Origin of the sequence: Francisella-like endosymbiont (genome assembly GCF_003069505.1) — a bacterium.
Classification (GTDB): Bacteria; Pseudomonadota; Gammaproteobacteria; order Francisellales; family Francisellaceae; genus Francisella.
In genome coordinates, this window is record NZ_QAPC01000001.1 from 280443 (window position 1) to 293026 (window position 12584).

A 12584-nucleotide genomic window follows, 5' to 3' on the forward strand; every position below is an offset into this window, starting at 1 on the left:
TAGTGTGCTTGGCTATGGACACAATTAATCTGTATATGGACATATTATTGATTTTTTAGCAGTAGTTACCGCTGCGAATTACATCAGCAGGGTAGTTATAAGAGTATACCAAAACTAAATATACAAAAAGCTAAGTTTAAAGCACCACTTATATATTGGTATATTGGTATGACAATCTGGAACCTGCATTTTCAATACTTTCAGTATGTATGTAGAAATTGATTTATAAAATCAAGAACTTTTGCTATAAGAATTTTTTATAAATGACAAAAGTGATATTTTTCAATGTTGAGAGTATTTTTTGCTATTTTGCAAGACTATTTTTTCTCTTTTTCAATAGTTCTTATCTTAGGCAAGCTCATTATATTTTATGAGCCAGATACTTTAATCTGTTTTGTGAATCTTATACTACAAAAGTCATTAAAATCAATGGTTTGAAAAGTATTCAACTTTTTTCACAAATATATAAACATTCGCATAATAAATATTATGTTAAATTATTTGAATGTGTGAAAGATAAGTTTCTTCTTGTGAATAACCCCCTGTTACTGTTTGATTTCAGTTAAGTGTTTATAATACATTCTTCAAAAGTTTCATTTTTTCAAGCTTATCACCAAGAAATTTTTAATAGTTACTTATATGTCTGAAATTTTTGTCTTAGGCTTATGTAGACTTTAGCTTTATGTTCATCTAAAATTATCGCCACTGCGGCATTTTAATTTGTGCCATTTTTGTAAAAAGTAAATTAGTACTAAGAAATACATTATGTACCAAAATCATAAAAGTGAAATTTTATTAGCAACACCGCTTATAAAAGATGATACATTATTTACCAAATCAGTAATTTATTTGTGTCAAAATGACCGCTATGGCGCTATGGGTTTGATAATAAACAAACCTCTTACAGATACATTAAGAGATGTTTTTGAAGAGCTGCATATACCTCATAGTAATACTTTCGAAGAAATTTTAGAATACCCTCTTTATATGGGCGGGCCGATAAGCCCACATAAAATTATGGTATTGCATACTACTAATGGTCGCAACTATAGTTCAACGATAAAATTAGATGAGGGTTTAGCGATAACAGCTTCGATGGATATTTTAGAAGATCTTGCCAACAATATTTTGCCCGAGTATTTCTTGCCAGTTGTTGGTTATAGTTGCTGGACTGCCAATCAGCTTACAGATGAAATTAAATCAAATGATTGGATAGTAACTAATAAGCTTAGTAAGAAAATTTTGTTCAATCATGAAAACAAGGTAAAATGGCAAAATCATTTAGAACATGCTGGCTATACTTTACAAAGTCTTAATGCATTATTTAATAGAAATACAGGTAACTGCTAATGTTTCAGTCATTGATAGCTATCGATTATGGTAAAGCGCGTATCGGCTTAGCTAGTGGTCAAATGATTACAAAAACTGCAACACCGATAAGTACTGTTGAAGCTTATAACGGAGTACCTAACTGGATTGAGCTTGATAAAATTATCAAATGCTGGAACCCTTCAGATATTATTATTGGTTTACCATTAGATACCCAAGATTTTGAAACTGATATTACTAAAGCTGCTAAAGATTTTGCTAAAGAAGTACAGCAAAGATATCAAAGAAAAGTTCACCTTATTAATGAAGCTTACTCAACTCGAGAAGCTATATGGCGTCTAGAAGAAGTCAAAAGTAAAAAAGTTTCTCATATAAAAGTAGATGCTCTAGCAGCCTGTGTGATCTTAGAAACATGGATGTCTGAAAATTAATTTATAATATATTTAATAAGACTGTAATTATTTGCTTATTAAAATTCATGATCTGAGAATGTTAAGGCTTTTTATTGAACTATACAAAAAAAGCTGTCCTATTTCTCCATATTTCTTAGGTATTTAGGTATATTTTATACTTATAAGATTGGTGTTAAGCAAGATTTGGATTTAGCAATAAAATATTTTGATGTTTTTCTTGATAAAATTATGATAAACCATCACGCCACTATCATGGCTAATCTAAAGGGCAAATGAAAAAACTAATCAATATTTACTTTATCTGCTGAACTTGGCAATGCTGAAGCTATGTTCTTTTTAGGAAAATCTTATATGGCCAATATAATCAGCAATAGGAACTAATCCGCAAAAAATTTTTTTCTGGCTTAATAAAGATGATCAAAGTGGTAATATAGAAGCGATGAAATTGATATATGATAATGATTTGTATTCAAAATTTAAGAGTTAATTACAATGTGTGATAAAAAAATTAGTTATCGAACTTTTCAAAAATCTTTTATAAGCTTTGAAGATAGTCAAACTTAAAAGTATAAACTACTAATCTTTAAAGATTAGTTTGATAAGTCATTTAAAAGGTTATTGCTAGTGCTAAGCTAGAAAAGCAGTTTTAAGAAGACGAACATCTAGATATTTATCATATTTTCACTTAAAATTATTAGTATATTTTATTCAACTATAATCTAAATCTAGGTCTTAATTTCAAATGAATGAATATAATTTTAGCGATATAGAAAAATCGGCACAAGATTATTGGCGTAAAAATGCTTCTTTTAAAGCTGTAAAAGATAAAAATAAACAAAAATTTTACTGTCTTTCGATGTTGCCATATCCTAGTGGTACGCTACATATGGGACATGTACGTAATTATACGATTGGCGATGTAATTGCAAGATATCAAAAAATGCAAGGCAAAAATGTCCTTCATCCTATGGGTTGGGATGCTTTTGGTCTACCTGCGGAGAATGCTGCAATTAAGAATAAAAAATCACCATACGAATGGACAAAAAGTAATATTGCTCACATGAAATCACAACTTGACTCTTTAGGCTTTAGTTTTGACTGGTCAAGAGAAGTCACAACTTGTGATCAAGATTATTATAAATGGGAGCAATGGTTTTTTATTCAGCTATACAAAAAAGGCTTAGCATATCGTAAAAACTCAGTTGTTAACTGGGATCCAGTTGATCAAACAGTTTTAGCAAATGAGCAAGTTATTGATGGTACAGGTTGGCGTTCTGGTGCTTTAGTTGAGAAAAAAGAAATTCCTCAGTGGTTCCTAAAAATTACTAATTATGCTGATGTACTTTTACAAGGTATCACTAAATTAGAGGACTGGCCAGAAGCCGTTAAAACCATGCAAACTAACTGGATTGGTAAATCCAAAGGTTTAACAATTAAGTTCAAAATTAAAGAATCTAACCAATATCTTGAAGTGTTTACAACTCGTCCTGATACACTAATGGGTGTAAGCTATCTTGGTATTGCACCTGAACACCCTCTTGCTCTTGAAGAAGCTAAAAATAATCCAGAGCTAGCAGTATTTATAGATGAATGTAAGAAATCATCAATAATCGAAGCAGACTTAGCAACTCAAGAGAAAAAAGGATTTAAGACATCAATTAAAGTAATTCATCCTATTTCTGGTGAAACTGTAGATGTTTGGGTAGTTAATTTTGTGCTTATGGGATATGGCTCTGGTGCTGTTATGTCTGTACCAGCGCATGATCAAATAGATTGGAAATTTGCACAAAAATATAATATACCATTAAAACAAGTCATACAGCCTAATGGTAAAAACCTACAAATTGGTTTACAAAAATCTGCTTTTATTGAAAAAGGTATACTAATAAACTCAGGAGAATTTGATGGTCTAAACTTCAAAAATGCTTATCAAGCTATAAAGAAATACCTTATAAAGCAAAATAAAGGTTATGAAACTACTAATTTTAGAATTCATGATTGGGGTATTTCACGCCAAAGATATTGGGGTTGTCCTATTCCTATGATTCACTGTTATAGTTGTGGCATAATACCTGAAAAAGAAGACAACTTACCAGTAAGATTACCTACTGATGTAACCTTAATAGAAGCAGGCTCACCACTTAAGGATATTCCAGAGTTTCTGAATGTAGCTTGCCCAGAATGTGGTAAACCAGCAAAACGTGAGACTGATACATTTGATACATTTTTTGAATCATCTTGGTATTATGCAAGATATACTTGCCCTACTGCTAACCAAATGCTTGACCAAGAAGCTAATTATTGGCTACCAGTAGATAAATATATTGGTGGTATTGAGCATGCTATCATGCACTTACTATATGCTAGATTCTTTCATAAATTAATGCGTGATCAAGGATTACTTAGCTCGGATGAACCTTTTAAGAATCTCCTTACACAAGGAATGGTGCTAAAAGATGGTGCTAAAATGTCTAAGTCTAAAGGTAATACTGTAGATCCTCAAGAGCTTATTGATAAATATGGTGCTGATACTGTAAGATTGTTTAGTATGTTTGCGGCACCTCCTGAGCAATCACTTGAATGGTCGGAAACAGGAGTTGAAGGAGCAAATAAATTTCTACGCAAAGTATTTAATTATGCTGAATTAAATAAAGATATATTTGCTAAAAACATAACTCTAAAGCATCAAAAACTGACAAAACAAGATAAAAAAGTACGCTTTGAAATACACTCTAATCTAAAGCAGGCAATTTTTGATTTTGATAAGAATCAGTTTAATACTATAGTATCTGCTTGTATGAAAATTTTAAATTCCCTTAATAAGTATGATAACCTTTCTCAAAGTGTCAAGGTTGAGGGATTTAGTATTTTACTAAGAGTTCTAGCACCATTTACGCCACATTTGTGCCATCATCTATGGCAACAGCTAAATTTAGGAGAAGATATACTTCATACTAGTTTCCCAACGGTTGATAATAATGCTCTAGAGAAAGATGAATTTCTTTTAGTAGTGCAGATTAATGGTAAATTAAAAGCTAAGCTAGAATTAGATGCTTCATTATCTCCAAATCAAGTTGAAGAAGTAGTGTTAGCTGATGAATATGTTAAATCATTTATAGATAATAAACAAGTTGTTAAAGTAATTTATGTCTCACAAAAACTTATCAATATTGTAATTAAATAAGGTAAATATGATGAAAATAAAATATATTTATACTATATTTTTGTTTATTGCAACAGTCATATTAGCTAACTGTGGTTTTCATCCACGTGGAGTTTTGGCTGGTGGTAATGCAGGTAACTTTGATAGCTTATGGCACTAATTTTATATTCAAAGTAATGGATATCATAGTCTAATAAATGAACTAAGATATAATTTGATAGCTTATAAAGCGATTGTTATTAAAAATGAGGAATTGGCTGATTATATACTTAATATACAACAGGTAAATCAAAGATCTCAATTAACAAGTATTGTTGGAGGTGCATCTAATAATACTTGTTAATTAATTTATACAATAACTTACAATTTAGTAAGACCTAAGATAAAGACTCCTGTCATACCTAATACTACTATTAATTAACAAATGTTTTGGCAGTCTAACTCAAGTACACAGTTAGCTCAAAATAATGAATCAACTAGGATATATACTTATCTCCAATCAAATTTGGTTACAAAGATGATTTTACAGATAGCAGAGCTTTTACCAAGTAAGAATATACTCTCTAGCGATAATTCTGTACAATAAACCTAGAGCCTATTTTTTTATTTCAAAACAGAATATTTAACTTAAAGGTAATGCAAAACACAATGTCAATTCTAAAAAATACTATTTGGATATTTATTAATAATCATAGACTAGCTATTACATTAAGCTGTTCTACTATTATTATAATAGTACTATTAGCATCATTAATTATTAATAAATTATTCAGCAAATACATTTTAATAGCTAAAAAATTCATTATTAGGTAAGTATCTGGCTCCAATACAATTTTTTTTATCAAGCTATCACATATTGGCTCCAAGTATATCCTTATATATTATGCTAAGTTTTGCTGCTGATTATGAGTATCTTTGGACACAGCATTTAGTTACTATATATAATGCAGTTATTAGCACAAATTTATATAACTATTACTATAATTTCATTTTTGGTGTGTTTTATAAATGCCGTTTTTGACTATTTTCAAAATCTTGTTTACTTTAAGAATCATTCATTACAGCTATGCTCTCAGGTTATAAAAATTATCTTATACATAATAGGCTTTTTATTCTAGTAATATCATTGTTATTAAATAAATCACTTGTTGCATTTCTAATAGGATTAGGATATTACCTGCGGTTCTAACTAATGTTGGTATTTAAAGACACTATCTTAGGCTTTGTAACTAATGTTCAGTTTGCCGTGCTTGATTTAGTAAGAGTTGGAGAGACTGGATTACTATCCCATCTGCTAATATTGATGGTACTACAATGAATGTATCTATCAACATAGTTAAAATACGCAATTTTGATAAAATAATATCAATAATACCAAACTTATACACTAACTACTCTCTACCCAGAGTGTCAAAAACTGGCGTGGCGTGGTAGAAATTGGTGATCGTCGTTATTTAAGCTCTTAATAAATTATATCGGTATAATAAAATTCTGTGATTAACAACTTCTAGAAAAATTAAGTAAAGAAGTTCTTTTAGTAGATTTTATCACGGCTAAAGCTGATGAAAAGCTTACAAATATTAGTTTATTTCTTGCCTATATTGAAAATTACCTACACAATCATCCAAAAATACATCTCAACATCTAGGCTTGACGTTTTTGATTAGAGAACTTCAGCCTATACTCAATTTGGCTTACCTGTTGAGTTATATATATTTATAAATGATATCAACTGGGTCAACTATGAGAAAATTCAAGCTGATATTTTTGACTATGTATTTGCTAGTTTACATATGGTTGATTATTCTAAAAGCTTTCTAAGCTATTACTGATAGAATTAATAATCAGTTTTAAAAAAGTTTAGCACTTAGGTAAGGTAACACCAACTTGACCTTGGTATTTACCTCCTTTGTCAGCATAAGAAGTTTCACACTCCTCATCAGATTGGAAGAATAACATTTGAGCCACACCTTCATTTGCATAAATTTTAGCCGGTAATGGTGTAGTATTTGAAAACTCTAATGTCACATAACCTTCCCATTCTGGCTCAAGAGGAGTCACATTTACTATGATTCCACATCTTGCATAAGTAGATTTACCTAAACAGACTACTAAAATATCTCTTGGGATTTTAAACTTCTCAACTGTACGCGCTAAAGTAAAAGAGTTGGGGGAATTATACAAACATCACCTTTGAATCGACAAAATTTTTATCATTAAAATCTTTAGGATCAACTATTGAAGAGTTTATATTTGTAAATATTTTAAACTCATCTGCACAGCGCACATCATAGCCATAACTTGAAGTTCCATAAGAAACAATTTTTTGGTTATTGATAACTTTTACTTGACCTGCCTCAAAAGGTTCTATCATGTTATGCTCTTGAGACATTTTTTTATCCATTTATCTGATTTTATCGTCACGGTTTTGGTCTCTTAATTTTCTATATTTAACACCAATAGAATCTAAACTACTTGCTTTAGGTAATTTCTCAATTTCATTTAAGGTATTTTCAGCTAAAGTGATATAACTTATATTGATACTATCATCCTTGTCTAAACTGACATAAGGTTTACCGTTATCAGCATTCTCACGAATATCTTTATGCAGCGGTAAATTGCCTAAAAACTCAATATTATTTTTGCTACATAAAAGATGAGTGCCATCCTTGCCAAAAATATGTTCACTGTTACCACATTTAGGGCAAATATAATAACTCATATTTTCTACTACACCTAAAGTTTTGATATCAACTTTTTGAAACATTGCTATAGCCCTTTTTGCATCAATTAATGATAAATCTTGGGGAGTTGTAACAATCACAGCACCAGTAACTGGCATATTTTTTGATATAGTTAACTGAATATCACCCGTTCCAGGAGGTAAATCTAAAAATAAATAATCTATATGACCCCAATCTGTATCATTTAAAAGTTGCATTAGAGCTCGAGATACTATAGGACCACGCCAAATTACTGCTGATTCAGGGTCTATCAAATTACCGATAGAAATCATCTTTACCCCGTAACGCTCTAACGGAATAATTTTTTTCTTATCAGTAGTTTGTGGATTTTGCTTAAGATTTAGTAAAGTCGGCTGACTTGGGCCATAAATATCTGCATCTAAAATCCCAACTTTTGCCCCCATTTTTGCAAAGCAAACTGCTAAATTTGCTGTGACAGTAGACTTACCTACTCCCCCTTTTCCGGAGGCTACTAAGATAATATTTTTGATATTAGGTAAAAGTTTTTGTCCTTGTTGAACTTTCCTTTTGATCACATTTTCAATTCTTATCATATTAAAACTATTAGCTTTTTATAATTTATTCGCTATTATAACGACAATTTGATTGTAATTATATACTTAATTAAAGATGCTTAAAAAGATGATTTTAAAATGATTTTACTCACAAATATTGGTGGAATGTTAGAGTTTTATGATTTTGTAATATTTGGCATGTTTGTATCGTGTGCTAGGCAAAACATTTTTTCCTCGCGAAGGCTCACTAGCATTACAAGCATACTTTCTTGCCTTTACAGTTTTTGCTGTTGGATATTTTGCTAGACCATTTGGTGGAATTTTTGGACATATTAGTGATAAATATGGACACAAAAAATCTTTCCTACTAACAATAACACTAGTCGATGAGCCTAGCTGCTTTTATGATAGCTTCCTATTGCCTTCATATCAAAGCGCTGGTATAAGCGCTTGCAGCCCTGTTTTTTATTGTGTTAAGAATTATTCAAGGTGGCTACAATTGGTGGTGAAATTCCAATTGTTGTAGTATTTGTCAAAGAGTCACTATTAAAGCATGATGGCTTAGCTTGTGGAATTATATTTTGTTTTATCAATTTTGGTATATTTTTTGTACAGATCACTGAAATAGTAACTACATATTTTCTAAGTGATGATTATGTTTGGTGGTATTGTCTCATTAGTTATTTTTTAGAAAAGAAATTTATGAAACTGAGAATATTTTTAAACGAAAAAACTCATTATAAAGTTCCTATTATTGATTTATTTAAACCAGAGAAATTAGCAACAGTTATGGCTGTGTTGCTGCTATTTCAATTTTTGCAGTGGTAGTTGGATTTTTCTCACTTTACTTACCAACAATATTTTCAATTAAATCACACCGCAAATAGCTCAAGTTTGATACTTATCAACCTATTTGTTTTTTCTGTAGTTTCTATCCCAGTAGGTTTTCTTGCCGATAAAATTTACACCACTACGTATACTCTTTATCGACGTGATAGGTTTAGTAATTTTTGGAAGTATTTTTTACTATAGTGCCGTTTTACTAACTCTAAATATTTAATTTTCATAATGCTTATTAATAATATTTTATGGGACTAGTTGCAGGAGTTGCTTCTAACTATGCAATTACCTTTTTTAGCCCTGGGGTGAGAGCTAGTGGCTTAAGTTTTAGTTATAATATTAGTTTTGCTATTTTAAATGGCACTTTTTTGGCTTTGGCAAGTTTAGGTATTGCTAAAGGTTTTATATTTACTTCATTATATCTGATTTTAGCAGTGATTATTATCTCTACTATTATCCTAATATTTATACGTAATACTTTACAAAACATTTCTATCTAACATACTATCAAGTGTGATAAAATTTTTTTAAAAGATCTTCTATTTTACTAGTAATGGAAAAATTTTTATTAAGTTTAATATATATATTAGAAGCTAATACGATTTTATTTGTTTGTCAGATTTTTACTATTTTTATCGTATTAAAACTAATTGTTGATAAAAGATCTGCATCAAATATTCTTGCATGGATTTTAGCAATATTATTTATCCCATACATTGCCATTCCATTTTTCTTTGTCTTTCAGCGTAAAGATAAGCGTAGCTTTTGGCAAAAAGAAGCTATGAATATTAGTCAACCACCACTAGAGTCATTCTGCTTAGAGAAAAGTGAAATTTGTAAAAATCTACCTAATGAAATTATCAATGTTTTTACTAATATGGAGTTAAATACTCTTACAAGTAAAAACTACTTTGAAATGTATTGTGATGGTGTTAAATCATTTCAAGCTTTTATACAAGCTATTGAGTCTGCAAAACAAAATATTTATATCCAAACATATGTATTTAAAAATGATACTACCTCTAAGCTAGTAATAAATGCTTTAGAAAAAAAAGCTGCTGAAGGTGTTGAAATTAAGATGATGATTGACTCTCTAGGTTCCTTTTATGTATATCGTCATAATAGAAAAATATTCAAAAAATTACGTGATTTAGGTGTTGAAGTAGTATTTTTTATGCCAGTGATATCTAATCCTTTGCGTAATTATATTAATTATAGGAACCATAGGAAAATATATATTTTTGATAATCATACGGTATTTAGCGGCGGTATGAATATTGGTGATGAATATATGTCACCTATCGAACATGAAGGAATGTGGGATGACTTATTATTTAAAATTCAAGGGGAATCGTTAATATATTTTTTAAAGATTTTTTGTTCTGATTGGCACTTTGCGACAAATCAAGAAATTGAATTTAATATGGAGAATACCATAACACAAGAAGGTTTTGTGCAAGTAATTCCTTCTGGACCAGATCTAAAAGAAGATCAACTGTATTCTGGGTTAATCACTGCAATTAATTCAGCTAAACAAAAATTATGGATTATAACTCCATATCTAATACCTTCAACAGAATTATATCATTCAATAGTTCTCGCTAAGAAAAAAGGTATTGAGGTAAAAATTATCACACCCAAAAACTCCAATCATAAGTTAGTTGATAGAGCTAGAGCGAGTTATATAAGAGATTTTTTAGAAGCTAATATTGATATTCATTTCACTAAAAACATGATACATGCAAAAGCAGTATTAATCGACAATAATATAGCAATGATAGGCTCAGTAAATTTAGATATTCGTAGCTTATTTTTAAATTATGAAATTGCTACATTTTTGTATAGCAAAAATGATGTTGCAAAAATGTATCAATGGACAGATAAAATCCTAGAGGACTCAACTCAAAGTACCCAACATATGAGCACAAGTCATGGTAGTCTGATTGCAGAAAGTATACTTAAAATACTTACTCCTTTAATGTAGAGCAAAATCACTAAATAGTAAAGGTTTATGTACTAAGATAATTACTGATATTCTGACAAAAACAATCAAAGTGGTGTTAATCCTTTAGAGCTTTATAATAAAAGTTACACAGCTTGAAGCTACTTTTGATGAACAATATGGTGATAACATTCAAATTACCCGAAAATTTAAAGAAATGTGCTTGCAAACATTTCAAAAAATTCTGATGTTTTTAAATCTGCTGCTATAATGCTTGATATCGATAAACTAACACATCTTTTAATCATGATTATAATAACAGAGGTACCAAACCAACTCCTTATATGACTTATATGACTTATTTTGTTAAAACCCAATGTTTCAAAGATGGAGTTGACTGCTATTTTATAACTGCTAGATATGTAATGCTGCAGCACTACTCTACAGCGAAATGGTTAAAAGATAATCTAAACCTTACAGATGAACAGATCAATAAATACGTATTTTTATCTGGATTAATTAACAACAGTCTTTGTGCTATACAGCCAAACTAAAAAATTGCTTACAAAAATTCATTTAGACAAGCATTATCTGAACAAAGAAATGTTTACTGGTTAATATCTATCGGTGTGATCAAATGGCAGATTGGTATGGTTTTCACAGTGGTCTCAAAGTCAAATTTCCGAATCAATTATTTCAAAGTAATATAACCAAATAACTACGATGATCCAAGTAACTTGTAGTTTGCTAACCGTAACAGCTGCTCCTACTCAAAGTTGCTACAATGGAATCAAATCAGGAATATTAGAGCATGGAACAATCAATTACTGTAAGAATTTAAAAAATAATCAATATTATAATGGTTAATTAAGTCCAAATAGCCACTACTACCATTGCCATTATAGCAAAACCTTATATACTTACAAACTTATATTGTTTGGTATTACAATAGTCTTTGATAAGTACAGACCTATCTAACCCATGTAATGAACCATATAGATAAATGTTCCAGCAGCTATAGCTGTAAATGTTGGCTCAACAAAAGGATTGGAGACATAATTTTGTGTTGCTTGTCCAAATATTATTCCTAGTGGAGTCATTATTACAAATATTGTAAAAAGCATTATTCTACTAGATATAAAATTCAGATTTGCTTTACTAATATTTATTGCTAGAGCAAAACTTGCTGTCTACTTATGTGCTATTTTTGCTAAAATATCATAAATGCTTACACTTACCTGCTCTGATATACCCAGCTATCTCAAAGAAACTATGTATTTGATAACATTATAGTCGCCATTATAGCTATAAATGATAAATTTGTCTTTGTTAGTTTTAGATAAAGCTCCTCCAACATGTTTTAACAGCAAGAAAAGTAATAATAGTTACACTAGCCTATCAAAAATGCAAAAGGATAATTTACTTTTAGATCAGTAAAGTCACTAGCAGAATCACCAAGCATATGTATTAACTAACCCAGTACCTAAGAATATTCCATTGGCTCAGGCATCATCTATAAGTGGGAAGTTAAAACCAAATGGATTTGCTGCTTTTTTACAAATGGATATACACTAGATATAGGGTGACAAATAAAATTGCTAATAAAACAATTATGTCAAAACTACTCATTTTTAACTG

The 12584-nt window shown here is 30.1% G+C and carries 6 protein-coding genes and 6 pseudogenes; 8 read left to right on the plus strand and 4 right to left on the minus strand.

Translation table 11 applies throughout. The features are described from left to right. Positions 1-627: 627 nt before the first annotated feature. Positions 628-715 (minus strand): annotated as a pseudogene (locus tag C9379_RS08665) ((deoxy)nucleoside triphosphate pyrophosphohydrolase); the annotation flags it as partial. A gap of 50 nt (positions 716-765) precedes the next feature. On the opposite strand from C9379_RS08665, the gene C9379_RS01630 reads away from it, so the two are divergent. The 5 genes and pseudogenes from C9379_RS01630 to C9379_RS01650 all read left to right on the plus strand — a co-directional run bounded on the left by C9379_RS01630 (position 766) and on the right by C9379_RS01650 (position 6339). After that, positions 766-1350, plus strand: a complete 585-nt coding sequence (locus C9379_RS01630) for a YqgE/AlgH family protein (RefSeq protein WP_143385009.1) — start codon at positions 766-768, stop codon at positions 1348-1350. Further along, positions 1350-1760 (plus strand): Holliday junction resolvase RuvX, encoded by a 411-nt coding sequence (gene ruvX, locus C9379_RS01635; RefSeq protein WP_143385008.1) that lies wholly within the window; start codon positions 1350-1352, stop codon positions 1758-1760. The genes C9379_RS01630 and ruvX overlap by 1 nt, the downstream gene beginning before the upstream one ends. 724 nt (positions 1761-2484) lie before the next feature. After that, complete coding sequence (gene leuS / locus C9379_RS01640) at positions 2485-4926, plus strand: leucine--tRNA ligase (protein ID WP_143385007.1); 2442 nt, start codon at positions 2485-2487, stop codon at positions 4924-4926. Positions 4927-4933: 7 nt separating this feature from the next. Continuing rightward, positions 4934-5491 (plus strand): annotated as a pseudogene (locus tag C9379_RS01645) (LPS-assembly lipoprotein LptE). Between the two features lie 728 nt (positions 5492-6219). After that, complete coding sequence (locus C9379_RS01650) at positions 6220-6339, plus strand: hypothetical protein (protein ID WP_343377497.1); 120 nt, start codon at positions 6220-6222, stop codon at positions 6337-6339. A gap of 426 nt (positions 6340-6765) precedes the next feature. Here the strand turns inward: C9379_RS01650 and dcd are convergent. Both dcd and C9379_RS01660 read right to left on the minus strand, forming a co-directional pair. Further along, positions 6766-7329, minus strand: a pseudogene (gene dcd, locus C9379_RS01655) (dCTP deaminase). After that, the gene (locus C9379_RS01660; protein ID WP_143385006.1) at positions 7310-8203 is read right to left on the minus strand and encodes a P-loop NTPase; all 894 of its coding nucleotides are present in this window, start codon (positions 8201-8203) and stop codon (positions 7310-7312) included. Before C9379_RS01660 ends, dcd begins: the two are co-directional and overlap by 20 nt. Before the next feature lie 99 nt (positions 8204-8302). On the opposite strand from C9379_RS01660, the pseudogene C9379_RS01665 reads away from it, so the two are divergent. The 3 genes and pseudogenes from C9379_RS01665 to C9379_RS01675 form a co-directional block, all read left to right on the plus strand. Next, positions 8303-9504, plus strand: a pseudogene (locus C9379_RS01665) (MFS transporter). Between the two features lie 53 nt (positions 9505-9557). Next, entirely contained in the window at positions 9558-10988 is a 1431-nt protein-coding gene (gene cls, locus C9379_RS01670) for a cardiolipin synthase (protein WP_143385005.1), read from the plus strand. 51 nt (positions 10989-11039) lie between these two features. After that, a pseudogene (locus C9379_RS01675) lies at positions 11040-11813 on the plus strand (HAD family hydrolase); the annotation flags it as partial. 45 nt (positions 11814-11858) lie between these two features. Here C9379_RS01675 and C9379_RS08670 read toward each other — a convergent pair. After that, positions 11859-12575 (minus strand): annotated as a pseudogene (locus C9379_RS08670) (ZIP family metal transporter). Positions 12576-12584 lie beyond the last annotated feature (9 nt).

Coding starts and splice junctions, on each gene's coding strand:
- C9379_RS01630 (WP_143385009.1), top strand. CDS start 766: ATGTACCAAAATCATAAAAGTGAAATTTTATTAGCAACACCGCTTATA.
- ruvX (WP_143385008.1), top strand. CDS start 1,350: ATGTTTCAGTCATTGATAGCTATCGATTATGGTAAAGCGCGTATCGGC.
- leuS (WP_143385007.1), top strand. CDS start 2,485: ATGAATGAATATAATTTTAGCGATATAGAAAAATCGGCACAAGATTAT.
- C9379_RS01650 (WP_343377497.1), top strand. CDS start 6,220: ATGAATGTATCTATCAACATAGTTAAAATACGCAATTTTGATAAAATA.
- C9379_RS01660 (WP_143385006.1), bottom strand. CDS start 8,203: ATGATAAGAATTGAAAATGTGATCAAAAGGAAAGTTCAACAAGGACAA.
- cls (WP_143385005.1), top strand. CDS start 9,558: ATGGAAAAATTTTTATTAAGTTTAATATATATATTAGAAGCTAATACG.